The 25,407-nt window shown below is 43.3% G+C and carries 24 protein-coding genes; 13 read left to right on the top strand and 11 right to left on the bottom strand.

Annotated features, from left to right (window positions below; all coding sequences use genetic code 11):
- Positions 1–279: a GNAT family N-acetyltransferase gene (locus GVO60_RS03950; RefSeq protein ID WP_159651287.1), complete on the bottom strand. Its 279-nt coding sequence runs from the start codon at positions 277–279 to the stop codon at positions 1–3.
- Between the two features lie 160 nt (positions 280–439).
- Here GVO60_RS03950 and GVO60_RS03945 point away from each other — a divergent pair, with 160 nt between their 5' ends.
- Positions 440–1,177, top strand: a complete 738-nt coding sequence (locus GVO60_RS03945) for a flagellar brake protein (RefSeq protein WP_159651286.1) — start codon at positions 440–442, stop codon at positions 1,175–1,177.
- 73 nt (positions 1,178–1,250) lie between these two features.
- Here the strand turns inward: GVO60_RS03945 and gltS are convergent, their stop codons facing one another.
- The gene (gltS, locus tag GVO60_RS03940) at positions 1,251–2,477 is read right to left on the bottom strand and encodes a sodium/glutamate symporter (protein ID WP_159651285.1); all 1,227 of its coding nucleotides are present in this window, start codon (positions 2,475–2,477) and stop codon (positions 1,251–1,253) included.
- A gap of 702 nt (positions 2,478–3,179) precedes the next feature.
- On the opposite strand from gltS, the gene GVO60_RS03935 reads away from it, so the two are divergent.
- Positions 3,180–4,100, top strand: coding sequence for a polyprenyl-phosphate transporter (locus GVO60_RS03935; protein ID WP_159651284.1), 921 nt, complete (start codon positions 3,180–3,182; stop codon positions 4,098–4,100).
- Positions 4,101–4,199: 99 nt separating this feature from the next.
- Here the strand turns inward: GVO60_RS03935 and GVO60_RS03930 are convergent, their stop codons facing one another.
- Complete coding sequence (locus GVO60_RS03930; RefSeq protein WP_159651435.1) at positions 4,200–5,543, bottom strand: DEAD/DEAH box helicase; 1,344 nt, start codon at positions 5,541–5,543, stop codon at positions 4,200–4,202.
- A 341-nt stretch (positions 5,544–5,884) separates the two neighbouring features.
- Here GVO60_RS03930 and GVO60_RS03925 point away from each other — a divergent pair, with 341 nt between their 5' ends.
- On the top strand, positions 5,885–6,133 hold the full coding sequence (locus GVO60_RS03925) for an Lpp/OprI family alanine-zipper lipoprotein (RefSeq protein ID WP_126572928.1): 249 nt from the start codon (positions 5,885–5,887) through the stop codon (positions 6,131–6,133).
- A gap of 66 nt (positions 6,134–6,199) precedes the next feature.
- On the opposite strand, the gene GVO60_RS03920 is transcribed toward GVO60_RS03925, so the two are convergent.
- From GVO60_RS03920 to GVO60_RS03905, 4 genes are read right to left on the bottom strand one after another with little or no spacing between them, the layout of a single operon-like run.
- Positions 6,200–7,111 (bottom strand): L,D-transpeptidase family protein, encoded by a 912-nt coding sequence (locus GVO60_RS03920; protein WP_159651283.1) that lies wholly within the window; start codon positions 7,109–7,111, stop codon positions 6,200–6,202.
- A complete protein-coding gene (phrB, locus tag GVO60_RS03915) occupies positions 7,101–8,525 on the bottom strand; it encodes a deoxyribodipyrimidine photo-lyase (protein WP_159651282.1) in 1,425 nt (474 codons plus the stop codon). The genes GVO60_RS03920 and phrB overlap by 11 nt, the downstream gene beginning before the upstream one ends.
- Before the next feature lie 5 nt (positions 8,526–8,530).
- On the bottom strand, positions 8,531–9,325 hold the full coding sequence (locus GVO60_RS03910) for a MerR family transcriptional regulator (protein ID WP_159651281.1): 795 nt from the start codon (positions 9,323–9,325) through the stop codon (positions 8,531–8,533).
- Positions 9,315–10,265, bottom strand: a complete 951-nt coding sequence (locus tag GVO60_RS03905; RefSeq protein WP_159651280.1) for a YbgA family protein — start codon at positions 10,263–10,265, stop codon at positions 9,315–9,317. Before GVO60_RS03905 ends, GVO60_RS03910 begins: the two co-directional genes overlap by 11 nt.
- Positions 10,266–10,611: 346 nt before the next feature.
- On the opposite strand from GVO60_RS03905, the gene deoD reads away from it, so the two are divergent.
- From deoD to GVO60_RS03885, 4 genes are all read left to right on the top strand, one after another.
- Complete coding sequence (gene deoD / locus GVO60_RS03900) at positions 10,612–11,322, top strand: purine-nucleoside phosphorylase (RefSeq protein WP_053439710.1); 711 nt, start codon at positions 10,612–10,614, stop codon at positions 11,320–11,322.
- A gap of 62 nt (positions 11,323–11,384) precedes the next feature.
- Entirely contained in the window at positions 11,385–12,854 is a 1,470-nt protein-coding gene (locus GVO60_RS03895) for a lactate dehydrogenase (RefSeq protein WP_159651279.1), read from the top strand.
- Between the two features lie 126 nt (positions 12,855–12,980).
- The gene (locus GVO60_RS03890) at positions 12,981–14,465 is read left to right on the top strand and encodes a tetratricopeptide repeat protein (protein ID WP_159651278.1); all 1,485 of its coding nucleotides are present in this window, start codon (positions 12,981–12,983) and stop codon (positions 14,463–14,465) included.
- Positions 14,449–16,029 (top strand): GGDEF domain-containing protein, encoded by a 1,581-nt coding sequence (locus tag GVO60_RS03885; RefSeq protein ID WP_159651277.1) that lies wholly within the window; start codon positions 14,449–14,451, stop codon positions 16,027–16,029. Before GVO60_RS03890 ends, GVO60_RS03885 begins: the two co-directional genes overlap by 17 nt.
- A gap of 47 nt (positions 16,030–16,076) precedes the next feature.
- Here the strand turns inward: GVO60_RS03885 and GVO60_RS03880 are convergent, their stop codons facing one another.
- Positions 16,077–16,970, bottom strand: a complete 894-nt coding sequence (locus GVO60_RS03880) for a DMT family transporter (protein WP_159651276.1) — start codon at positions 16,968–16,970, stop codon at positions 16,077–16,079.
- 139 nt (positions 16,971–17,109) lie between these two features.
- Between GVO60_RS03880 and GVO60_RS03875 the strand changes: the two genes are divergently transcribed.
- The 5 genes from GVO60_RS03875 (at position 17,110) to GVO60_RS03855 (ending at position 21,998) form a co-directional block, all read left to right on the top strand.
- Positions 17,110–17,505 carry a DUF3302 domain-containing protein gene (locus GVO60_RS03875; protein ID WP_159651275.1) on the top strand — a complete coding sequence of 132 codons (396 nt, stop codon included), beginning with the start codon at positions 17,110–17,112 and terminating at the stop codon, positions 17,503–17,505.
- Positions 17,505–18,635, top strand: a complete 1,131-nt coding sequence (locus GVO60_RS03870; RefSeq protein WP_159651274.1) for an HlyD family secretion protein — start codon at positions 17,505–17,507, stop codon at positions 18,633–18,635. The genes GVO60_RS03875 and GVO60_RS03870 overlap by 1 nt, the downstream gene beginning before the upstream one ends.
- Before the next feature lie 277 nt (positions 18,636–18,912).
- Positions 18,913–19,461 (top strand): ECF-type riboflavin transporter substrate-binding protein, encoded by a 549-nt coding sequence (locus GVO60_RS03865; protein WP_159651273.1) that lies wholly within the window; start codon positions 18,913–18,915, stop codon positions 19,459–19,461.
- Between the two features lie 6 nt (positions 19,462–19,467).
- On the top strand, positions 19,468–21,162 hold the full coding sequence (locus GVO60_RS03860) for an ABC transporter ATP-binding protein (RefSeq protein WP_159651272.1): 1,695 nt from the start codon (positions 19,468–19,470) through the stop codon (positions 21,160–21,162).
- Positions 21,159–21,998 carry an energy-coupling factor transporter transmembrane component T family protein gene (locus GVO60_RS03855; RefSeq protein ID WP_159651271.1) on the top strand — a complete coding sequence of 280 codons (840 nt, stop codon included), beginning with the start codon at positions 21,159–21,161 and terminating at the stop codon, positions 21,996–21,998. Before GVO60_RS03860 ends, GVO60_RS03855 begins: the two co-directional genes overlap by 4 nt.
- Before the next feature lie 52 nt (positions 21,999–22,050).
- On the opposite strand, the gene GVO60_RS03850 is transcribed toward GVO60_RS03855, so the two are convergent.
- Complete coding sequence (locus GVO60_RS03850) at positions 22,051–22,398, bottom strand: GlpM family protein (protein WP_159651270.1); 348 nt, start codon at positions 22,396–22,398, stop codon at positions 22,051–22,053.
- Between the two features lie 8 nt (positions 22,399–22,406).
- Positions 22,407–22,763 carry an acyl-CoA synthetase gene (locus GVO60_RS03845; protein WP_159651269.1) on the bottom strand — a complete coding sequence of 119 codons (357 nt, stop codon included), beginning with the start codon at positions 22,761–22,763 and terminating at the stop codon, positions 22,407–22,409.
- A 305-nt stretch (positions 22,764–23,068) separates the two neighbouring features.
- Between GVO60_RS03845 and GVO60_RS03840 the strand changes: the two genes are divergently transcribed.
- Positions 23,069–24,502: a methyl-accepting chemotaxis protein gene (locus GVO60_RS03840; RefSeq protein ID WP_159651268.1), complete on the top strand. Its 1,434-nt coding sequence runs from the start codon at positions 23,069–23,071 to the stop codon at positions 24,500–24,502.
- A 34-nt stretch (positions 24,503–24,536) separates the two neighbouring features.
- On the opposite strand, the gene GVO60_RS03835 is transcribed toward GVO60_RS03840, so the two are convergent.
- Positions 24,537–25,301, bottom strand: a complete 765-nt coding sequence (locus tag GVO60_RS03835; protein WP_159651434.1) for a ferredoxin--NADP reductase — start codon at positions 25,299–25,301, stop codon at positions 24,537–24,539.
- Positions 25,302–25,407 lie beyond the last annotated feature (106 nt).

Genomic DNA, 25,407 nt, shown 5'->3' with positions numbered 1-25,407 from the left:
TTATGCAAGTAGATGGGCCCATTGAGGATTACGATTAAAATAGTGCACCACGTAACTGCAGACGGGCTTCACTTTTACAGCCATTTTCTCTAATTCAGGTAATAGCGCTTCCATCATGACTTTGCCATAACCCTTGCCTTGCAGTTCATCAGGAACACGAGTTGAGGTAATAACATAGACATCCTGTTCTATCGAAAATTTGATCACAGCGTATTGGTCAGACTCGAGGTGTACGCGAAACTGGTTCTCATTTGGTTCAAAAAGAAGCGAATGTGACATAATAACTCCTAGAATTGATAAGTAGTTCAAATAAATTATTCCATTGGGATTTGAACAAATAGTCATGCATAAATAGAATTTATAACAGTCTGAGCATTTAGACTTTAAGATTATCGATCCCTGCAAATAAAACATAACATGCAGGAATAACGGAGGCTAGATGGGAACCCAGGCAGTAGCGATGAAGGATCAGACTTTAAGTCCTTATAATAAACAAAGAAATGTCCTCTCAATTAACAGTGTTGACGCTCTTGCTATGATCGAGCACGGCGGTGAATTCACCATGAGTGTCGCCACCCCTGTCGGTCAAACTTTTCGATGTAAAACTGCATTTATTGGAACACACTCTGACAGCATCATTTTAGCTGAATTGCCTAAAGTCTCTGACGACGACCTCAACTTTTACTTCCAAGAAGGGTTCTGGATAACCGTACGGGCTATTTCGCCACGAGGTGAAGGGGCAATCATCCATTTTCGCAGTCAAATACAACACATACTGAAAGAACCAGTACCTATCGTCATGCTCTCTGTGCCGCAAACGATGCAAGTGTCTCAATTGCGTAAAGAGCCGCGCTTTGATGTCAACCTTGATGCTAAAGCTTGCGCTGACAATAGAAAGCTAGATTGTGAAATTCGAGACCTATCCAAAAGTGGTTGTCGATTTATTACTCCACCACTTAGCCGCTCATTTCAAGTTGGCGATGAGATTGCGCTTGTCGTTCAGCTAAAAACAGCTAAACAAATACAGTTTGAGCCTCTGTTTGGCACCATTTGCAACTTACAACGTTCAATGCATTACGCTAAATATGGTGTTCAATTTAATGAACCGGGTAAAGGCAATGCAAAGCAGCTTCTTGCACATCTCAAATTCGACGGCACTAAGCTCACCCTTCGTTGATTCGAATTAGTTGTTCAAATAAACAAAAACGCCCTGCTAATCTTAGCAGGGCGTTTTTCTTTTCAACTCTACGTTATCCGATAAAGGAGATGTAACCTTGTAGAATAATCAGGTTTACAATATCAATGAAGAACGCGCCAACAATTGGCACCACCATGAAAGCTTGTGGTGAAGGACCGAACTTATTGACCAAAGAACCCATGTTCATCACAGCCGTCGGCGTTGCACCTAAGCCAAAACCACAATGGCCACCTGAAATAACGGCTGCATCATAGTTTGACCCCATAACCTTGAAAGTAACAAAGTATGAGAAGATACCCAACACAATTGACTGCACGACTAAGATCACAAGGAATGGAATCGCCAAGTCAAAGATATTCCACAACTTTAAGCTCATTAGCGCCATCGCAAGGAAAAGCGAAAGAGAAACTGTACCAAGAATATCGACCGTTTCAGCATCCACTTTATGAGCTTTCGTTACCTCAAGCAGGTTAGTGATAAATACCCCAATAAACAGAGCATAAACAAAATCAGGGATCATTAACCAGTCGATTTCATAGCTCGATACCCATTGTTCAAGATACTTTGCACCCGTGACACAGATAAGCAAAATGAAAAGGACTTCGATAACCTTTTTAGCGGTTACTTTGTCTTCTTCATATTCGTTGTATGTCACCAGTTCAGGGAACTTTTCGTGTGTCTGTGTACCGCGACCATATTCCGACTCAAAGCCATTTTTATCGATCAGCTTCTGTGCAACAGGACTACCAATAATACCGCCAATAATCAGACCAAACGTCGCAGAAGCCATCGCAATTTCTAATGTATTGCTAATACCGTAAGTTTCTGAAAATGTCTGAGACCAAGCCGCACCCGTACCGTGTCCACCAGACAGAGTGATTGAACCTGCGATTAACCCCATAAGAGGGTCAAGCCCCAACGCCGTTGCTAGGGAAACGCCCACGCCATTTTGAATGACAATGTAGAATGACGCTACCGCTAAGAAGATAAAGACCTTAGCCCCACCTTTCATTAGCTGAGTATAATTGGCAGCCAAGCCAACAGTGCTAAAAAACATCAGCATAAATGTCTTCTGCAGTGGCAGAGAAAACTGAAGATCGATCCCCTTAAAATGCATAGCTGTAATGACAACAGCCACAATCAATCCACCGACAATGGGTTCAGGTATGTTGAACTTCTTCAGGACGGGTAGTTTAGAATTTACAAAGTGACCCAAGAATAGAACGCTGATAGCGATTAAGAAAGATTCTAGTGGTCCAATTGAAATTATCTGATTCATATAACCTCTTAATTGTTTGTCACTCATCTTCCCTAACGAGTTAGAGCCTTAGTTTAGGCTCGCGCTTTAGTCGAGAATAGTCGCCTCTCGGCGGCAGTCTCCAGCGCAATTAGTCACATTTCTCTATTGAAAAATTTCCTCAATACAGTGGGCTACCCCACTCCATGTCACAGCAAATCCCTATAAATTTCGATAGGGTTCCGAAAAGAAAGCGGCCATTATTAATAAAAATGGGGCGATTTGTCGAGTATAGGCTGAAAAAACTTGTTTCAGCACAGTGTAAAGATAAATGTATCGAAGAGTCGCAACACTATGACAAAGGAGACAATTGGCTGCGTTTGTTGACCTAAACTCAAGGCAAAAAAATAGCCAATCGCAAAGTAGGCGATTGGCTTATATATTGTGTGAACAAATTACATTCACTAACAACGTCAGTTGGCTAGGTGACCCTCGGCTTAAGAAGGGTCGATTTATATTAAGCAGGAAGCGTGCCAACTTATAAAGGGCCTATTCTGATGATTTAGTCGCATTTTATAAGTGGTTTTTATTACCACAATGCAAAATGAAAATCGCAATTTGCAATTAATTGCAAATATATATAAAACTGCATTCTTATAAACACTTCTATCAGTTTATTTTTTCGTACTTTTTTATAGCCAGAGTAGATATACTCTCCCCACCTAAATTTACCAACTAAGTAGCATGAACTATTTTTCGACTTTTCTGAAAGGAATGGCGATGGGCGCCGCTGATGTCGTCCCTGGAGTCTCTGGCGGTACTATCGCGTTTATCACAGGCATTTACGACACATTATTAGAGAGTATTCGCCGTATTAACCCTAGCGTGCTAGGCATCTGGAAACGTGAAGGATTCAAAGCCGCATTCAACCACATAAACGGGTTTTTCTTGATTGCGCTGTTTGGTGGCGTATTAACCAGTATTGCAACATTAGCTAAGTTAATTTCTTGGCTGTTGGTTACTCACCCGATTCCAATCTGGTCATTCTTTTTTGGTTTAATTCTAGTTTCAGTGTTCCATATGCTGAAACAAATTGAACAACGCTCCATGAGCCGTTTGGTGTTCTTATTACTTGGTGTCGCATTCGCTTATAGTATTACGGTTCTTCAACCACTGCAGATGGACCCAACTAGCATCAATATTATCTTGGCTGGTGCTATCGCAATTTGTGCGATGATTCTCCCAGGTATCTCTGGTAGCTTCATTTTGCTATTGATTGGCATGTACACACCCGTATTAGGCGCAGTGAAGTCACTCGACATCCCTGTCATCATTTTGTTTATGTCTGGCTGTGTTATCGGTCTACTGAGCTTTTCACATGTACTCTCTTGGCTACTCAAGCGCTTTAGAGATTTTACTTTGATTTTCTTAACCGGTCTGATGATTGGCACACTGCCAAAGATCTGGCCTTGGAAGGAAACACTTACATGGCGTACAAACTCTAAAGGTGAGCAGGTTCCTCTAATCGAACAGAACTTGTCACCGTTTAATTTTGAGTCCATCACATCACAGCCAGCTCAACTTGGGATTGCCGTTGTGATGATGCTATGTGCAATCGCTCTAGTACTAGGTTTGGAGAAGTTTGCGGAAAATCGTGATATCTAATCTTCAGCAATAGATTCCAACAAAAAAGGCAATACCTAGGTATCGCCTTTTTTATTAGATTTATCTAAAAGGGCAATGATGCCCCTTTAACGCTTAAATTTACTCGTCATCCACTTTCGGTGCGACTTTCTTTTTCGGGATAAACACGCTGTCACCCACAGCCACATTTTGGTGGAAACTCTTATCACGCTTAACCGGTTTTTTCGGTGTCTTCTTCGCTTGAGGCTTAGCCGCTTTTGCTGTTTTCGCTTTGCCGCGGAAGTCAGGTTTACGCGGACGCAGGCCTTTAAACTTACCTTTTAGACCGTCTAGCTCAGAGAAACTCAGATCTTGCTGAAGATACGTTTCAACGCGTTTAAAGCTATCCCAGTCTTTAGGGCCAACTAACGAAACCGCATCACCTTTGTTACCTGCACGACCAGTACGACCCACTCGGTGTACATACTCTTCTGTGTGTTTAGGCATATCAAAGTTAATCACGTGCGTTACGTTTGCGATATCAAGGCCACGAGACGCTACATCTGTCGTCACAAGAATCTTAAATACCGCACGCTCAAATTGACTCATAATGGTATTGCGCTGAGTCTGATTCAAGTTACCACTTAGCGCGATCGCTTTAAGCTTTTTCTCGTTAAGCATATCAGTCAAACGATCGGTATCAGCACGAGTCGCAGTAAAGATAATCACCTGCTTGTATTCGGCCTCTTGAATTACGCGCTCAAGAATCGCCTCTTTGTGATCTAAGTGATCACACAAGTAGAATTTTTGCGTAATATCTTTGTGCTCTTCATTCGAAACACCTACGGCAATACGTTTTGGTGCATTCAGCATTTCAAATGCAATATCGTTCACTTCAGCATGATCCAATGTCGCTGAGAACATTAATGTTTGGCGACGACGGTGCTTAGCTGCATTGTGAATACGACGAAGTTCAGGAGCAAAACCCAAATCCAACATGCGATCCGCTTCATCTAGAACCAAGGTTTCTAAACCTTCTAGAAACAAAGAGCGATGTTCTAAGTGATCCGCTAAACGACCAGGAGTCGCGACGATAAACTTAGGGTACTTACGCAGTGCTTTCACTTGATCATTAAAGTTTTCACCACCAACAATCAAAGTCGCGTCATAAGACAGGCCAGCCAGCATAGTACGCAGCTCACCATATACTTGCTTTGCAAGTTCGCGAGTTGGAGCAAGAATCACAGCACGAGGATCTTTTGCAGAAAATGCCTTGCTCTTAAGTGACTTGTGCAGCATAGGAAGAACAAACGCAAGCGTTTTGCCAGAACCAGTCTTTGACGAGGCCAACAGGTCTTTACCAGCAATAGCTACTGGGATCGCTTTTTGTTGGATCTCTGTAGCTTTCTTAAAATCAAAGTGTTTCAAGGTTTTAAGTAAGCGGTTGTCTAAGCCTAAATCTTTAAAATGCAAAGTATTCTCCATCTGAGCGACAAGTATTTCCATTGGCTATGTTTTAACCAGCTGGAACATAAAAAATTAAAAACAGGCTATGATACCTACATTTGTCCAAAGTAGATAGTGATCACAGAAAATATAAGAATCATGGCCTATTTGCGCTTGATTTAATGACGGTTTATTGTGCAACCATTTCTCTCACTGATGAGACATAGGTCTACTTATTCGATAATTACTTAATTTTTTGGATTTTTTTGACTTTATACTGCTTTTGGAAGAATAGAATAAGCACTACACTATCCTCGTCACTATACGCAATAGAAGGTATAGGACAATTTATTGATACTTATTATGCAAGGAGTTCAATTATGAACAAAATGTTGATCGCAGCTGCAGCGTCTTCTGTACTATTACTAGCTGGTTGTGCTTCAGGTCCAGATGAAGCAACTACAGCTAAAATGGATGAGCTAAGCAACCAGGTTAGCCAACTAAGCCAAGACGTTCAAGCTCTTCAATCTGAAGTTCGTAAGTCTGGTGATGCAGCTATGTCAGCTCAAGAAGAAGCAGCACGTGCAAACGAGCGCATCGACAACATTGCTCAGTCTTACACTAAGTAATTACGTCCGCCTTCTATAAGAAAGGGTCTGCAAATGCAGACCCTTTCTTTTTTAATAATCTAAACGTTAAATTTCGTCTATAAATGTCGGGGCCACAATCTCTACAGGCACTCCGTTTTGAGCCAGAATCACCGCTTTTGCTTTAACATCCGAATGATCAAACTCTTCCAACCACCAACTCAGTTCTTGTGGAAGCGCTAAGCTTTTCTTCGAGCCGTCACTGCGTGTCAAAGGTTCATGAGCTTCAACAAAGACACTACGATCCGGTTCTAACGACACTTTAATTGGTTCATTGATCACTCTTACTTTTTCACCGAGTGTCACCTTCGGAAATAGCCAATCAATGTCTTTCGGATCCATTCGAATACAACCAGAACTCACCCGAAGACCGATACCGAAATCTTTGTTCGTACCATGAATCAGATAATCACCCGCACCATAGGCTAGGCGCAGTGCATATTCACCAAGTGGATTTTCTGGTCCGGCAGGTACAACCGCGGGTAGCTCAATACCTTTTGCCAAATACTCTTTACGAATCGATGCTGGCGGAGTCCAAGTCGGATTCGGACGTTTCTGGCTAATGGTCGTGGTCATTTCTGGCGTATCGCGCCCTACACGACCAATTCCGACAGGGAAAATATGCACTAAGTTCGAATCTGGCTGAAAGTAATATAAACGCAATTCAGCCAAATTAATTACGACACCTTCACGCTCAACATGAGGAAGAATGATCTGAGTGGGTATCGTTAGTACATAGCCCGCTTGCGGCAGAAAAGGATCAACCCCTTTATTCGCAGCCATCAAAGAAAGAAAACCTACATCATATTGCTTAGCAATCTCCGCAAGCGTCTCTCCTTCATCCACTTGGTGATACTGCGTACGTCCTACAATATTGCTGCCCTCGGGCGGGAGCTCATAGCTAGCTGCAAAAGCTTGAAAAGTAAAACAGCAGCTCAGCGCAATGAGTTTACGTAGCATTCATAATATCCTTAGCATCTTTGTAATTGGCTAAGGTTATCTCTCTTTGAACCTTGTGATCAACTATTGGCGACGGATATGACGCCTCTTTTACACGATTCCACTTCATTGGTTGATGAATATACTTCGCAGGTACATCGGCCAGTTCCGGTATCCAGCGGCGAACAAAGTCACCACTAGGATCAAATCGCTCTCCCTGTGTCGTAGGATTAAAGATGCGAAAATAAGGCTGGCCGTCGCACCCCGTTGATGCACACCATTGCCAACCTCCATTGTTTGCAGCATATTCACCATCAATCAGTTTACTCATGAAGTAAGCTTCACCAATACGCCAATCAACATGAAGATCTTTAATCAAGAAACTCGCAACAATCATTCTAAGACGGTTATGCATCCAGCCTGTTTGGTTCAACTGGCGCATTGCTGCATCAACAATTGGGTAACCTGTCTTGCCTTCCTTCCAAGCTGTAATGTACTCATCGCGATTTGGCCACATTAGCCTCTCTCCCCAAGAGAGAAAACAGCGACCTTTGCTTAGCTTGGGTTCAAAATGAAGCAGGTGTTGATAAAACTCACGCCAAATCAATTCACTTTGCCAAGTCTCCCTCCCTGCACTTAACGGTTGTATTTGTTGATACTCCACACGAGCCAAACACTGCCTAGCCGATAATGCGCCAATCGCCAAATAGGGAGATAAGCCACTTGTTCCCGATACCGCTGGGAAATCTCTTTGCTGCTTATAGTCGTCGACACCATCTTGTACAAACGAACGTAAGCGCCTGATGATGGATGTGCTATCTACCGCGAACTCCTCACTTGAAATACGCGGATATGAAAATGCAGAGTGCTCCCCAAAAGTATCTTTGCTGGGTAAATCAACCATAGGAACAGTCACCGCCTTGGCTTTACGTACGTGTAAAGGCGTTGTCTGCATAGCTTTCAGGTACGCCTTTTTAAATGGCGTAAAGACTTTAAAGTAATCGCCTTTCTGGTTAACCACATCGCCCGGAGCCAAGTGGCATTTATCATCATGGCGATGCAAAGCGATGTTGCTATTAGAAAGCAGTAATTCAAGATGATTGTCTCGCTGGATCTCATCCCATTCATACTCTTTGTTAAGATGAACAGCTGTGATTTGCAAGCAATCAACCCAATCAGAAATCTGAATCGCGCTCGAAGCGTAATCATCGACTTCTGCATACAATAGCGGAATGTTAAGTTGCTCTAGCTCTGCTTTTAAACAAAATAATCGACGATAGATGAGATCGGCTTGTATCGGTGCAAGATGATGCTCGCGCCAAGTTTCAGGCGTAGCAATAAAAGCAGCCACAACACGCTCACCAGATTCAATGGCTGAAATCAACGCGGTGTTGTCGTCGACTCGCAGATCTCGTCGAAACCAAATAAGCCTCATAACGGTCAGGTTCCTGAGTTCAACAAGTCACACAACAAAACTTCACCATCAAATTGCTGCTTTAACTGCTCAATTTCAAGGTATTGCTGTTCGCCAATAGGACGAGAACTATAAATAGCAATCGACGAATAAAGTCCTGTTAGCTCAAACTTTACCAGACCAGCAAGGTCATCAATGTTGTCTAATATGGCCACGCTCCAGCCATCTTCTGATAGCGTCGCTGCCCAAAGACGGCCGTCGATATCTCTATCGTTGTCCATATTCAGTAACATACATTGCCCAAGGTGTGCCGCCTTGTTTTCAGCGTCAATAATAGATTCCAACTTGCTGACAAGTAATCCGATAAACAGAGACATTTGCAGAGACTGTTGGCTTCGTTTAACCAACCTTAATGACGACATTGCAGGCCGAACGAACTGTTTGATCACCACCTCTAACGGGTACTCTTTGACTACAGCATGAATCACAGACTCTGCCTGCGGTTTGTGCAGACGAGATAAAGCAGTTAACAGTGGCTCTACCTCTTCAAGTTGAGAATTCACTATATCTTGTGATGTGAGCTCATCATTTTCAGCCCGCAATAGCCCCTTCACCTTACCAATCGAGACGCCTTTATTTAGCCACGTTTGTACAAGGCGTATGGTCTCTATATCTTCATCACTATATAGACGGTGGCCTTTCTCTGTTCTCTGCGGCTGGATTAAATTATAACGCCTTTGCCAAGCTCTCAGCGTTACAGGCTTTACCCCAGTGGCTTCTGACACTTCTCTGATCGCATAATACTTCTTCTCACAATCCATAACGTAACCGCAGCTCCTGAGGATAAGGTTGGAAAAATTTTTGTTGTTGTAAATAACTGTCTGGATGACTAGATAAATAGTGTCGTATCAAGGTTAGCGGCGCTAGCAAAGGCAATAACCCCACGCGGTAATCATCAATCACTTGGCGGAGCTCTGCTTTGCTTTCTCGATTTAAATCACGCTTAAAGTAACCTTGTAGGTGCATTAGTACATTGGTGTTGTTCTTTCGACTCGCTCTGTGGGCCATTGCCTTCATTAACCCTAAGCGATACAGCTGGAAAAACTCTTGCAAATCGTACTCTTTAATATTGGCAACCAAACGCCCAAGTTCTTTGTACGATACAGGGTGGTGCGCCATTAGGGTTAACTTATAGCGAGAGTGAAATTCAACAATCGCGCCTCGAGTGATATTTTTACCCACCGATTGATAGAAGTCGTGCAAAGTGTAGATACGAGTAATGAAATTCTCTTTGAGCACCGGATCATTCAATCGCCCATCTTCTTCAATAGGAAGCCAAGGCATTTGCTTCATTAACTCAGCGGTATAAAGACCAATACCGATATTTTCAGCCCCTTTCTCCGTGTAGACTTTCACCCGCTCCATTCCACAGGTTGGTGATTTGGCACACACAATGTAACCACACAGCTCTTCGTCACTGAGCTGTTCTACCTTGCTTCTTGAATATTCGAGCATGGCATCAGTATGACGAATTGAGTTCTGCTTTGTTTCAACAAGTTCGATACGTTCTTCGTTAGACATCAAACGAATCGTTGGTCGGGGTACAGGCATACCCATACCCACTTCAGGACAAACTGAAACAAACTCAAAGTAGGGAGAAAGTTCTTTAACGACAAATTTACTCTGCTTGTGTCCGGAGTCGAACCGTACTTGCTCACCAACCACACAAGCACTCACTCCAATCTTAATTTCATTGTTCATTGTTCAGTCCTCTAAAGTAGCTGTACAAGATTTTAATTTGTATAAGTATTAGCATCTTTTTCATTACTTATACAAAATATATTTTTGTACACGTCACCTTTGAGTACGACAATAATAAATATTTCGATCACTTTGAGTAAGCAATCGTTTTTCCGAATCGATTGCATTACCACTTTCAACAAAAAACGTTATCAATAGTCACTAAAGCCGTGCATCAGGCTACTTTTGTGACATACTTCTCATGGTCAATGGGCTTATCTAGCTAGTATTGCCTCAACAGATTAAACAGAATCAACAAAATTGGTAATCAGCATTCTGACTAACCAATAAACTTGGAGTAACAACTATGGCAACCCCACATATTAACGCTCAACCAGGTGATTTCGCAGAAACTGTACTTATGCCAGGCGACCCGCTTCGTGCTAAATACATCGCAGAAACTTTCCTGGATGATGTAAAACAAGTTTGTGACGTTCGTAACATGTTTGGCTACACAGGTACTTACAAAGGTAAGAAAGTGTCTGTTATGGGCCACGGTATGGGTATCCCATCATGTTGTATCTACGTTCACGAGCTAATTGCAGAATACGGCGTTAAAAACGTAATTCGTGTTGGTAGCTGTGGTGCTGTACGTGATGACGTTAAACTGATGGACGTTGTTATCGGTATGGGCGCATCAACGGATTCTAAAGTAAACCGCATCCGTTTCAACAACCACGATTTCGCAGCAATTGCTGATTACGGCCTACTAGAAGAAGCTGTAAACCAAGCTCGAGCTCAAGAAGTACCAGTAAAAGTTGGTAACGTATTCTCTGCAGACCTTTTCTACACACCTGAAGCTGACATCTTCGAGAAGATGGAAAAACTAGGCATCCTAGGTGTTGATATGGAAGCAGCTGGTATCTACGGTGTTGCAGCAGACCTTGGTGCTAAAGCGCTAACTATCCTGACCGTATCTGACCACATCATCCGTGGTGAGAAGCTAAGTTCTGAAGAGCGTCAAAAATCATTCAACGATATGATGAAAGTTGCTCTAGAAACAGCAATCAACATCTAATTTTATCCATATCGCTGCCGAGCCTCTGCTTGGCAGCCTGAATAATCCCGAGGGGGAGAATAGTGACAACTGGCAAACTGCCTCAGGAAGCGGATGGTTTACAGCTCAACTTTTGTAAAACATTGGCGTGTGACAACTTTGGATTGAGTGATGCACATCGTTACATCGTGCAACACGCGAACCCTAAGCGACCTGCGATGGTATGCCGTGAATGTGGCGCTTTCCCCCCCTTACTTAACAACCAAGAGGTTCTTAACGAACTTCATCGGTTGAGACACCTACACAGTGATGGCCTTCCTGCTTGTCGCAATGACGAGTGTGAAAACTTTGGCTTATCTGTTCATACCCACAAACACCTCTACCATGCTTTTGGCTACAGCGGCGATCGTCAACGCTATCGCTGTAAATGCTGCCAATCGACGTTTGTTGACAAATGGTCTGGGGCTAACAAGAAACTTCAATTCCAAGAAAACCTACTTGGTTTGCTCTTTATGGGTTACTCCGTAAGAGAAATCTGCCGCAAGTTAGAGATCAATCCAAAGACGTTTTATGACCACCTAGATCATATCGCTAGCCGTTGTCGTCGCAAATTGGCCATGTTCGATGCTCGATGGGTCAACCATGCGCAAAGCTACGAATTCGCGTCGCATTACATCCCACTGCAACCACAAAGTAACAATGGCGTGCTTTGGATTGCGACGGGCGAAGCGTACAGTGGCTATATTTTGTGCCAGCACGTGAACTATTCTGCTAAAGAAGAGCCAGTGGGAAGTGTCGATCACGACCCATACCAATTCCCAGCGCGTTTTGTATCACGCGAACATTCATCTGAAGCAAACATGCCGGTACCGCCTCCCTCTTCGATCCTGAAAGAAAGAATCGATCAGCAGTATCAAACTATCTTAGCTCGCGGCAATGTCGAAGACCCAATGGGCAATTTGTCCGTCTTTAACTACCCATCAAAAGGCGCACTCATTCGTCCTCCGTATACCTCTTACGCACACTTCTTACACGTATTGGATATGTGTCAAGAAGAGAGCCAAGTCTCTATCTTTCTGCCACAAGACCCGGTTTTACGTTCTGCAGCGCTCAGTGTCTGCTTACCACGCATTAAGCGCCAAAATATCGACTTAATGTACGTAGAAGAAGACAAAAACTGGCAGAGTGACAACGAGATCGACAAAATCGATATCGTACATATGGGATGGTGGCGAGACCGCTGGGCTATTAGTACCCAAGGTAATACATCAAAAGGGATTTGTTACCTCGCCGGAGAACATAACCAACCTAAACAATGGCTTCGTAAGGCATCTATTCAAAAAACGGCCTTCTATCAACAACGCTTTCAAACGCTATTTGAAAGCTTTATCAATGAACCTCGTCGTAAACTGCGCCCTGGTGGGCTCATGCCGATGCTAGATATCTTCCGCGCGTGGCACAATTTATGCTACCAAGATAAAAGCGGTAAGACAGCGGCACAGAATCTTGAGCTTACGCAGTCTCCTATGACACTTAGAGAGCTGCTTTCATAATTGTCAGTAATGTGACGAGTGCCCATAAACCGCTTGAGTTTTAATACTTTTAGTAGAGTTAAATTAACGGCTATTCTTATAATACCATTAGGGTTATAAATAGTGTTGCGGTAAGGGATTGATTCATTGGATAAAAGCCAAAAACTGTTAGAAATAGAGATAGATCAACTAAAGTCTCGCATCGAACAAGAGCCTGATAAGGTTCGTGCGATTGCTGAACAATGTGCTATCCGCTCTGCACAGATCCTCTATCCAGAAGGTGAAATCCAATGCTTGGTCATCATGTCTCGTTGTGCATGGAATACCATGGACTATCGCAAAGGTCTGAGGTTCATTAAAGAAGCTCATAGCAAACTCAATGCGCTAGACACCGACGATCTACTTCCAGAGATATTGCACATCCACGCACTCCATTATTGGGGACAAGCGAAATATTATTCAGCCCAACAATTCTGGATTAATGCTCTCGAACAGTCTGCGCTTGTCGATGAGGTAGAAATACAGCTTGAGGCTCTCATTGGCCTTGGTAACGTTTGGCGTATCACCCACGAATATCAACTTGCCAAAAGTACCCATGAGTTGGCCGTCACGGTCGCGAATAATACTAGAGTCAACTGGTTGGAAGGCAAAGCACGTATACTCCTTGCTTGGGATCACTACCTTCTCAATAATTACGTCGAGATGCTTTCCGTACTTGATGGCGCTGTTGAAGCACTAAAAGATCATCATGACAATACTTGGCAGGCGGAGATCTGGGACTTTCGTGGTTTAGCACTACTTGGATTAGAACGCTTAGAAGACGCGGAAGAGGCAACTAACAAGGCGCACTCGCTGGCGGTCAAGCACGACCTTCTGTGGATGAAAGCCCACTCTTACATCAGTCGAGCTAGGTTGGAGCTACTCAGAAAAAATCCGCAAAAAGCCTCTGAGCTTCTCAAAAATGCGGAGCAATCTGCAACAACGTTTGATAATGGCGAACTACTTTCTCAAATCTGCTTCCAGCAATCTCGCGTTGCAGAAGAGTGCGGTGAATTTAAAGTCGCTCTACAAGCATTTAAAAAATATCGTAAGCACTCCACTGAAATGTTGCGTGAGCAAACCGCAAGAGTCAGTAATGACAAAGCGCGCGCATCTAAACGCCAGTTGGAACAGCGTGCAAGAAAACTGATTAATCGCATTCGTGGACAGCACGAGTTCGACCCGGAAAAACACCTTAGCCAAATGGTGTCTGAAACCTATTGGTGGGAACAATTGGTCCTATTCAAGACGGAACTGAAGCGATCTAACCACGCCATAATCATGATTCAACACGCGGATTCTGGCTATTTAGATGTCTGTGCAGAAATTGCTCACTCACTATGTAACAAACAAGATTTACTCTCCCGTCTAAACAGTGAGCGGCTCGGTCTGCTGCTCGCTGATAAAGGAGATGAAGCACTCAACGTCTTCCAAGTATTGGCGAAAATGATCGAAATTTACCCATGGCACCGCAAAGGGCTCAATCAATCATTACCTAAAGTGATTTATCAAGACATTCTCTCGTTCCCATTCACTTTGGAACAACTCGAAGAAAACCAGCGACAGGAAGAGCAAAATGGAAGTTCTACTTAATAAGATTTCCGACTCCGGCTTAGATGCTTCCTCAGTCACTGGTGAAGAAGCGCTTATTTTTTGGAGCCACGTTCGTCAACATGTAGCCTCGACATCACAAGAAAAGGCACAATGTTTAATCATTAGTGCAGAGTTTCGCAGTGAACTTAAGCAACCAATGACCAGCATTGAAGAGCTAAGGGAAGCGCTTGGCTTACTTACGCTACCAGAAGACGCAGAACTCATTCTTGAAGTACGCAATAGCCTTGCTGATCGCTTGGTTGAAAGTGGTGACTACAGCGGAGCGCTAAACGAATATATCTCGTCATCAACAATCGCTGTCGACAATAGTTTTATAGATGAGTATGTTTTGGCCGTCTTAGGTATGGGTAATCTGTGTGATGCTTATGGCGATCATAACCGCGCTCTACGCTACTACCAAAAAATAGACAGTATTGATCACGCAATCAGTAGCCGTTCACTTCGCCTTCGTTATAAGCTTTACATGCTCTCTTGCTATATAGAGCTAAACCGTTTTACCGCAGCGCAGGATTTGATTAAAGAGTGCGAAGAGCTGAGTATTTTGGTCAGTGACAAAGTACTCGCGGGCCAAATCCTTCTCTATCAAGCAAAACTATACCGACACGAAAAGCGTGTGGATTTAGCGATGCAATCTCTTGGCAATGTACAGTATTCGTCAGGAAACATTCACTCTGTTTGGCTATCGAATATGATTCGCCTAGAGCTTGCTCATTGCTTGACTAAATGTGACAAGGCACATTGGGCGAATTGGGTTTTAGAAGCGGCTCATCGAAGAATCAACAAATACGCTTCGCCGATCTTAAACTTGCAGTTATGTAATTCTCTGGCCGAGATATACGAACAACAAGATGACTATGCACGCTCGCTTGATTACCAAAAACGGGCTTTTCGAATTGAAAGCGATCTAATGAAACGCGTGCCAATTGGTGAACTTGGAGCGAGCCAACTACGTCGCCTTTCGCGCTTTGAACTGCAACTCAAACTGATTCTATCAGAAATCGAAAATCGCGAGTTGAAAGAAACAACAGAGAATCAAAAGCATACTGTGGCGCAGTTACAGCAAGACGTCTTTACTGACCCGTTAACAAAACTGCACAACCGCCGTTGGCTTGACGTCAAACTAAAAGATCTCTTGCTGCATGATGTGCCATTTGCGCTTATGGTTATCGACATCGACCACTTTAAGTCCATTAACGATGAGTTAAGTCACTTAGTGGGGGATAAGGCGATCGTCAATGTTTCTTCTGAGCTTTCAACTTACTTCAAATTTCGCGGGGCATCTTGCGTCCGCTTTGGTGGAGAAGAATTTTTGGTCATTCTCGAACGTTCCACCATAGAACAAGCAGAAATGCATGCTGAAACGTACCGCGAACGAATCTTTAATTTCGGCTGGCGAGATATCCTCGGTGAGCGTGGTTTAACCGTAAGTGTCGGGATTACATTACACCGTGAAGGTGAAAATACTCAACGTACTTTCTATCGTGCAGATAAAGCCCTCTATCGAGCCAAAGCCAACGGTCGAAACCAAGTTTGTACTGAGTAAAATGTGGCTTTCCACTTAAGAGCATCACTTATAAGTGATGCTCTTATTCATTGAATAAAGAATAAAGATATCCCACCAATTGCCGCCAATGTGCCCAGTGCACTTTTTACCGTGACCTTCTCACCTTTAAACAAATAAATTAACAACATGAACAATGGACTTGTAGCGATAAGTGTTTGAGCGATTGCTGGATTTGCGTGCTTAAGGGCGATTTGCTGCAACCACAACGCCAAAAATGTTCCAACAAAAATCGCAGCGAGTAGCCATAAGAAAGAGGGGCGAGTGAGTTCCCGTACATGCTGTTTTATATCAGCAAAAGGGCGTTTTTCAATAAACTGAATAACCACAGCCACAGCGAGTACACCAACAGAAAGGCGAATCAAAGCACCAAGCAATGGCGGTAGATCGCCCGCCACCAGCGCATAGTGAGAAATAACCACACCCGAAGCTTGGCAAACACTGGCGAGTAATCCGTAGCCTATACCCACCCAATTCGCCTTACTTGGATTCACCGCATCTGGCTGAAAGATGACGAATGTCACGGCTAACGTAGTGATCAAAACACCTAACCAGCCCTGCATTGATAACACCGAACCCAAAGCAACTAGAGCTAGCACACCAGAAAGAGGGGGTGCCAATGATTCTAATAATAAGGTTTTGTTCGCCCCTATCCGTTTGAGTGAGGCGAAGTAGGCGCTGTCACCAATCGCAATACCAATCACTCCAGAAATGGCTAGAACCACTAAATGCGTTGTTTCTATCGAGGATTCCGGCATTGCACCAAACGGTAAAACCACTAACATCATCAATGAAGCAATACACCCCTTGAGTATGTTGAGCTGCATAGCTGTAAACCGATGGCTAAATTGGCTGTATATCCATGTTGCTAGTGCCCAGACAATTGCCGCACAAATGGCTGCTATCTCTCCTTGAAATGCCATATTGCCTCTCTGTTAATGATTAAAATATTAATTGAGAAGTGTAACCAAAATTTGTCTAATTTGTTGTTTTTATTTCTATACTTTACCAGCAAAGCACCGTACGATTTAATTTCTGGATATTCACAACAAGGATGTAGCTATGTTTTTGGATTACTTCGCGCTCGGTCTACTGGTTTTTGTTGCGCTAGTTATCTTCTACGGCATTATCGTCATTCACGATATTCCCTATGAAATAGCAAAAGAACGTGAGCACCCCCATCAAGACGCCATTCATTATGCTGGCTGGGTTAGTCTCTTTACACTTCACGCCATTTGGCCGTTCCTATGGATTTGGGCCACACTCTGGCGCAAAGAGCGTGGCTGGGGCTTTCAAAAGCTCGAAGAAGAGCAGCATGATATTCATCATCGTGTCGATACTCTTATCGACCAAGTGTCACAGTTACAGCAAGAAATCGCACAACTAAAGGCAGACGCAGCGTCTAAACCCTCCGTTGCGCCATCATTAAATGTCGATCGTCACGAGGAGGAGCAGTAATGGATTTACTATTAATTCTGACGTACGCCGCTCTGTGTATCACTATATTTAAAGTCTTCAATATTCCACTCAACAAGTGGACAGTTCCAACTGCCGTTTTAGGTGGTGTTGTACTCGTGGGTACAATGATCTTATTGATGAACTACAATCACCCTTTCACTCAAGTCGGTAACCAAGTTTTCTCATCTACTCCTATTGTTTCTGGTGTGCGTGGCAAAGTTATCGAAGTACCGGTAGAGGCAAACAAACCACTACATAAAGGCGATGTTCTGTTCAAGATTGACCCTATTCCTTATGAAGCCGAAATCTCAAAACTTGAAGCTCAAATCAAAGAAGCGAGCCAAGGTGCATTAGGATTGGAGTCGAAACTTCAGGCAGCAAAAGCGACAGAAATCAAAGCCATAGCAGAGCGTGATAAAGCGCAGCGAGAGTTTGATCGCTACCAACGCGGATTTGATAAGGGCGCATTCACTGAGCAACAACTAGATACGCGTCGCCAAGCCTACAAAGCGACTCAAGCTGCTGTAGAGTCAGCCAAAGCAGGTGTAGAGCAAGCTGAACTCGCGTTAGATTCAGAAATTGGTGGCGAAAACACCACCGTAGCTCGACTCCTGGCTGAACTCCGTAAGGCTGAGTTCGATTTAGATCAAACGGTCGTACGAGCGCCAACCGATGGTTTTGCTACTCAACTTGCTTTACGTCCTGGGGTAATGGCCGTCCCTCTCCCACTCGCACCCGTGATGACCTTTGTCCACACGGAAGAGAAAATCTATACCGCAGCCTTCAGACAGAACTCGCTCCAGCGTTTAAAACCAGGCTACGAAGCAGAATTCTTATTCCGAGCATTGCCAGGTAAAGTATTCAAAGGTGAAGTCATTGACGTATTGCCTGCCATTGGTGAGAGTCAGTTCCAAGCACGAGGTTCACTACTAGGCACAGAAGCCTTACGAACCAGTGGTCGTGTCTTTGTCACTCTTAAAATCACCGATGATTTAGCTGAATACAACCTTCCGATGGGAACGGCGGTAGAAGTTGCGGTTTACTCAGATAGGTTTACTCATGTCTCTATTATGCGCAAAGTGTTGATTCGCATGAAGAGTTGGCAAAACTATCTCTACTTAGATCACTAATACTCTCAACAGGCCTCATTCGAGGCCTGTTTTTTTTCCTCCAAGAGCCCCCATTTCACTGGAAAGTTTCTTATACATAAAATCTTAGCCATCTAGATAGTTAGCTTTCCAATAGACAACTCAAAAGGTATAATCTGCGCCTTGTTTTCATTGGTGTATAAAATTCAACCAAAATAAGCACCTGTGAATATGTTCTTTAAAGATTTTATTTCCATTCTGCTCGCTGGTACCAAGCTTACCTGGGTTAAAAGAGTGGCTGCAATACAAAGGGTTATCTATGAATCTTTCTGCAAAAACTGTCGTCGTTATTGCGATTGGCGCTGCACTGTACGGAATTGGCGGTCTACCTATGTTTGGTATTCCCGTTTTTGCTAATACGACTCTAAAACCAGCTATGGCGGTTTTGGCGCTATTCTCCGTATTGTTTGGCCCAATTGTTGGCTTCCTTGTTGGCTTTATTGGCCATTGGGTTACGGACCTATTTGCAGGATGGGGCGTTTGGCTGACTTGGGTACTCGGCTCTGGCATCGTGGGCCTTATCATGGGATTCTACCCAACACTAACCAAAAACCGCCTAGAAAAAGGCCAACTAAACCGCAAAGATTTCTTCCTATTCGTTGTACTTGCTTTAGTAGGTAACATTGTAGGCTACGGTTGCTCTGCATTCTTAGATACCCTCTTATACGCAGAACCTTTTACTAAAGTCTTCACTCAGCTTTCAATTATTGCTGCGGGTAACACATTGCTGATCGCTGTTGTTGGCTACTTCATTTTGAAATCTGTTGCTAAGCGTAATGCACAAAGCCGTAATTTAACTGAGGCTTAATTATCAATGACAATTGAATTTTCTGACTTCTCTTTTAGATATGAGTCGCTGGACAAACCGACGCTAAAACATATCAATCTAAGGATAGAGAAAGGAGAGAAAATCGTCATTATCGGTCCAAGTGGTAGTGGAAAATCTACCCTTGGCCAATGTCTAAATGGACTCATTCCTCATTCGGTGAAAGGCGAAACATCTGGCCAACTGTCTATCAATGGTCATAACTGCGCCCAGTTAGAACTTCATCAAATGACAGAGCAAATCGGAACCGTACTGCAAGATACCGACAGCCAGTTTGTCGGTCTAAGCATTGGTGAAGATATTGCTTTTGCCCTAGAAAACCAGTTGATGTCCACTATCGACATGTTCCCAATCGTTAAGTCCACGGCTAAAATGGTCGAGCTAGAAACCATGCTTGACCGCTCCCCTCATGATTTATCTGGTGGACAAAAACAACGAGTTTCGCTGGCCGGAATTTTGGTTGACGATGTTGATACGCTGCTTTTTGATGAGCCACTAGCAGCACTCGATCCTAAAACTGGTCGCCGCACGATTGAAATCATTGACCAGCTACATCAGGAATCCGGTAAAACTATCATCATCATCGAGCACCGCTTAGAAGATGTGCTACATCGCCCAGTTGATCGCATTATTTTAATGGAGCAAGGTGAGATTGTTGCAGACATGACACCTGATGAACTGCTGGCTTCTCCTCTACTCGCGAAACATGGTATTCGCGAGCCATTGTACCTATCAGCAATGAAAGCGGCACAATGCTCATTGAATAGCACAGACAAAATTGCAGATTTATCGAAGATTTCATTGGAACAATTTAAGCCTCAATTTAGTCAATGGCAGGTAGCTACTAACTTAGCTTCGCATCATGATGTTAACGAAACACTCATTGATGTCACAGATCTGACCTACTCTTACGATGGCGAAAAAAATGCGCTAGAGGATGTTAATTTCACCATTCAGCGCGGCGAGTTTGTTTCTATCTTAGGTAAGAATGGTTCTGGTAAATCAACCATTACTAAACTGATCATGGGTGTGATAGAGCCTGATGCTGGTAACATCCACTTTGCAGGTCAGAACCTTCAACAACTTTCTATTTTTGAGCGTAGTCAGAAGATTGGGGTAGTCATGCAAAACCCTAACCACATGATCTCCCATCATATGATTTTTGATGAAATAGCGTTTGGTCTACGTAATAAAGGATTGAGCGAAGCTGAAGTGACACTAAAAGTTGAAGCGACACTTGAACTGTGTGGTTTAAGTAAATACCGTAATTGGCCAGTAGAGGCGTTAAGCTATGGTCAGAAAAAGCGAGTTACAATCGCCTCAATCCTTGTTCTAGAGCCAGAGCTTCTCATCCTTGATGAGCCGACCGCAGGCCAAGATTATCGCAACTACACGGCGATGTTGAACTTTATTCAAAAGCTCAACAAAGAATTGGGTATTACCGTCATTATCATCTCACACGATATGCATTTGGTTCTCGAATACACTCATCGCTCAATTGTGATTTCTGATAGCAAGCTGATTGCGGATGCGCCGATGACAGAAGTATTTAGCCAGCCACTGCTGCTTGATAAAGCGAATCTCACAACAACCAGCTTATATGAATTGGCAGATAGACTGGCCATCGAAGACAAAAACAACTTTATGCAGTACTTTATTCAGCTAGAGAGCCACGCCGCATGAAAGCTTCAAAGATGAAATTTGGTATCAACTATATTGATACCAAATCACCGCTACATGCACTCAATGGCATCACAAAATTTGCCCTGTTTATTGCCTGGGTTACAGTAGTCCTAACTACATTCGATCTTCGACTCATTGCTTTACTGATCATTGTAGGTCTTGGTTTACTAAAAATGACTCAAGTACCACTCAAAGTATATAAACCACTATTGATCGGCACAGCAAGTGTACTATCACTCAACGCTCTGTTTATGTTCTTGCTCGCGCCTGGACAAGGAACCGTGTTTATGGGCAGCAGTACCGTTTTACTGGAGCTACCGGCTGGGTACTCACTGACTCAAGAGACACTGTTTTATCTCGTCACGGTTACGCTCAAATACTTCAGTATGTTTCCTATTGCTCTCGTGTTTGTTTTTACTACTCACCCAACTGAGTTTGCCGCTAGCCTGAATAGAATTGGCGTACCATATAAGATTGCTTATGCAGTCAGCCTAACATTGCGCTATTTACCTGAAGTCAAAAACGATTTCGTTAATATTATGCATGCTCAGCAAGCTCGTGGTTTAGATATCTCAAAGAACACACCTCTATTCCAGCGTTTACAGAATGTAGCTAAAATTCTTGGCCCACTGATTTTCTCCAGTTTAGATAGAGCTGAAGAGATATCCAATGCCATGACATTAAGAGGATTTGGACGTCATAAAAGCCGAACTTGGTACAGCCTGAGACCACTCGCTCGTCAAGACAAATTACTGCTGACCGCCATTACATTGGTTGTCATCGCTGCGATTACCAAACGTGTAATAGACCAACAGCTATTCTGGTATCCTTTCTAAATAAAAGGCCTGACATTGAGTCAGGCCTTTTTCTTTGCGAAGACACAAAACATTAAGCAACCACAAGCATTCGAGTCCAGATAAGTATGAGCGCCAACGCAGCCAGAACCCATACGCCAGTTGCAAATGAAAGCGTCTCTACCAACGAAAATCGGAAACTAAAATAGTAAACCGCCAACAAGTAGCCAGCGTAAGGTACTAGCGAATACAAACCAAAAAGTGCCGTTTCACGAAGCGCTGCCATGTCTCTCTCAGTACCAACAATGAAATGCGCTATCAAAGCAAATGTTGGAAACAGCGGTACTAAGCCCGCGATATAGAAGTTCTTACTTTTTGAAAGCAACGCTATAAAAACAACCGCAGCTGCACCAATTAAACTCTTTAAGAACAGCGTTAACATACGTCGAACTAAGCCAGATTCAAAAACAGTTCGTCGTCTGACATGTATTTATGCTTTGGTCCAAGATTTCGTACATGCATGAACATAAAATCAGGAAAACCAGGCGCTATCAGATCATTAGGCTGCCATACAACACCACCGACAAAGACGTAACGCCCTTGCTTTTCCTCGCAGTGAAGTTCGTTATTTATCTCAGTCGATAGCTCAGGTCTGACTCCTTCGATCACACAAACAATTTGCCCCTTAGCTACCCCAACAACTCGTTTTACCAAGTTCGCTTTAATACCGCATTTCCAAGCTTGTCGAGTAGCCATTTCAAAACCATGTTTACGGACATTCTTGTGAATATTGACGATCAAATTCATAGTATTGGTCGACCCTTCTAAAAGACTACCTTCAGATTAGAGCCTGACTAAATAAAAAACGAGCGAGGATATAGGCCACTTTCTCACTAGATGAAAAACACCCTCAATGGACACCACATTACCGCCCTGCTCTCTGTAACCAATTGTTAACAAGATCTAAGTCACATGAATGGAAATAGATTGCCGTCCGGTTACACGAAATTTGGACATAAGTCCCATCAGCCTCTCTCAATTACCGATAAATTTATAAACACTAAATGACTTAAATGGGTCAAATTAAGAGAAGGCACTCGTAGAGGTATAAAATGAAAGAAGTCGATTTCAGGACAATAGACCGACTGTTTATCAAAATGTCGATTAACGATAAGTTTTGGGTAATTGTTACGCTATTTTTAATCACTGTTTCCGCGTTAGCTGGCAGCCGATACATAAGCACCCTAGATATTGCGAAACATGCTGAAGTGAACGCGGCGGAACGTCAACTAAAGACTATTCTATCCATAAGTTCACCAACGGACTTAACACAGATTGATGGACTTAAATCAACTCACGCAGTTTTACCCTCAGCGGTTAATGATGGTGTTGTCTCTGTTTATCAAACCTCAGCTGATGGCCAAGCGTATCAATTGACGGTTGACATTAACTCTCACCTCGAAAAAATCGAATCACAAGCCCTCACCACTTTCTTACTTAGCTATCTTTGGCTGATTCCTTTCGGTATTTTTTGTTATTGGGTCACCACATTTATTGGCGGTGCTCTATGGGTGCTTTACACCACAACGCAGAAGATAGGAGAAGGTGACTTAACCTCTCGCTTAGGCTTTCATCCAGGCCGTGATGAATTTGGAACAATTGGCTGCGCTCTTGATAAAGCGATGGATACGTTAAGTTCACTGGTTGACAACGTAAACCAAAGTACCGAAACACTCACTCAAACTTCCGCTACCTTCGAACAAGATATGAAGCAAAGCGAAACACAAGTTCGCAGCCAATATAGTTCTCTTGACTCTGTAGCAACAGCAATGGAGCAAATGACAGCTTCTGCACGTGAAGTATCAAACATTTCGCAACAAGCCACTCAACAAACCGAGAATGATGCTTTGCACATTGATGGCAGTTACAAACGCGTAATCTCGGCCATCAAAGAAATTGACACATTGTCCCAGTACATTGGCCAAACTGAACAATCAGTAACAAGCCTCAATGATAACACCACCCAAATTAATGAAGTCATTACCACGATTAACGCAATATCAGAACAGACGAATTTATTGGCGCTCAACGCAGCAATTGAAGCAGCGCGCGCGGGCGAGCAAGGACGAGGGTTTGCTGTGGTAGCAGATGAAGTACGAACATTAGCAAGCCGCACGCAAGCAGCAACCGTTGAAATTCAGGCCATGATTGAGAAGTTGCAGACAGAGAGCCACAGCATTGCTTCTATTACATCAAAAACCGTCTCACAAGCACAAACCAGCAGTGAATTAGTTGCAGCGATTGGTGAGGATGTTCAGTCGATTGCGAATTCGGCACAATCTCTCACTGACATGAGTATCCAAATCTCTACATCAGCAGAAGAACAGAGCGCTGTTGCAAACGATATAGCCTCTGAATTAACAGACATTCGTAGCCAATCTAACGCGTTACGTACTGTAGCGGAACAATCCTCATCGGGCGTCGAAAACCTGTCACAAACCGCTCTCTCTTTATCGCAAATACTCAAACAGTACCGTACTCAATAACAAATGCCCCCCGCGCAGGCAGGGGGCTTACTACCTACCAATAGCGTTCATAAAGAATATGACCACCCGTTTTTCGGCGATACTTTTCTAATCCCAAACTTTGCAGTACTGAAAGTGTTTCTTTGATCATCTCAGGGTTACCGCACAGCATGGTAAATGTCGTTTCTGCAGCTAAAGGTAAATCCAACTTATCTTGTAAAATACCTTGATCAATTAGCTGAGGAATTCGCCCATAAAGAGCAAAATCACTTTGTTCACGCGACACGATCGGTAGATATATCAGTCGTCCTTCATATTGCTTCACAAGTTGGTCAATTAGATATCGATAAACAAGATCTTTCTCATGTCTTACCGCGTGAACCAATACAATCTTCTCGCATCCAGGGCGAAAATTAATATCATCAAGCAGTGATAAGAATGGTCCAATACCTGTCCCAGTTGAAAAAAGCCACAAGTTTTGCGTCTGCTTTGGAATACTATTGAAAGTCAGATCACCAAACGCTTTATCTGCGACATAAATACTGTCACCTTCGCGTAGATTTTGTAATCGAGGAGAAAGCGCACCATTTGGGTTCGCTATAACTAAGAATTCCATCATGTCACTGCTGTTTAAAGGAGCATTAACAATTGAATAGGGGCGACTTATCAGCTTATTTGTTTCATCATACAACGCCAATTTAACGTATTGGCCAGCCTGAAATCGGACAGGGACACCATTAACACGTAAACTAAATAGCTCAGACGTCCAGTCAGTGCGGCGCTCAATATAAGCAAGAGAAAAACCATTGAGTGCTGTCATCACAGATCCTCCAAGTGGTTAACTATTTTTTAACTTACGCTTCTCATGCTGACAAGTAAAATCCCTAGTCAATCAAATCGTTAAGGATCACACTTTTTTAACATTT

It is taken from the genome of Vibrio atypicus, from assembly GCF_009811315.1.
In the GTDB taxonomy this organism is placed as follows: domain Bacteria; phylum Pseudomonadota; class Gammaproteobacteria; order Enterobacterales; family Vibrionaceae; genus Vibrio; species Vibrio atypicus.
Note: the sequence above shows the minus strand (reverse complement) of the source record. Positions and strands in the feature narration are given on the sequence as shown.